The following is a 532-nucleotide window of genomic DNA, read 5'->3' as shown; positions in this document are numbered from 1 at the left end:
GCATATAGATGGAGAACTGGCTCATCATGCCCGCCTGTTCGATGATCGGCAGGAAACGATCGGGCGCGATCGGGCCGAATTGCGGATGCGTCCAGCGGGCCAGGACCTCGAAACTCGACACCGCGCCGGTTCTGATATCGACAATCGGCTGGAAATAGGGTTCGATCTGCTCCTCGGCGACGGCGCGCCGGACATCCGCCACCAGCCGTGCCCGTGCTTCCGCATCGCGCCCGACATCGGGGGAATAGATCTGGGCAAAGCCGCGGCCGTTCTGCTTGACATTGTACATGGCGATGTCGGCATGACGGACGAGCGTCTCGGCATCCGTGCCATGCTCGGGATAAAGCGCAATGCCGATGCTGGCGCCGACATCGGCGTCGATATCCCCCAGGGGAATCGGCACCCCGAGCGCCTCGATCAGCGCGCGCGCCTGGCGAACCGCCTGTTTTGCAGCCTCTCCCGCATCGGCAATCGGCATGACCAGCCCGAATTCGTCCCCGCCCATGCGGGCGACGAGCGCACCGCCGAAGGC

1 protein-coding gene is annotated in these 532 nt (G+C 64.8%); it reads right to left on the bottom strand.

Going from position 1 to position 532, the window contains the following annotated elements; all coding sequences use genetic code 11:
• Positions 1-532, bottom strand: a 532-nt coding sequence (locus AC1D0P_RS28015; protein ID WP_477679715.1) for a diguanylate cyclase domain-containing protein, incomplete at both ends; no start/stop codon positions are given.

It is taken from the genome of Polaromonas sp. P1_G2, from assembly GCF_056405515.1.
Note: the sequence above shows the minus strand (reverse complement) of the source record. Positions and strands in the feature narration are given on the sequence as shown.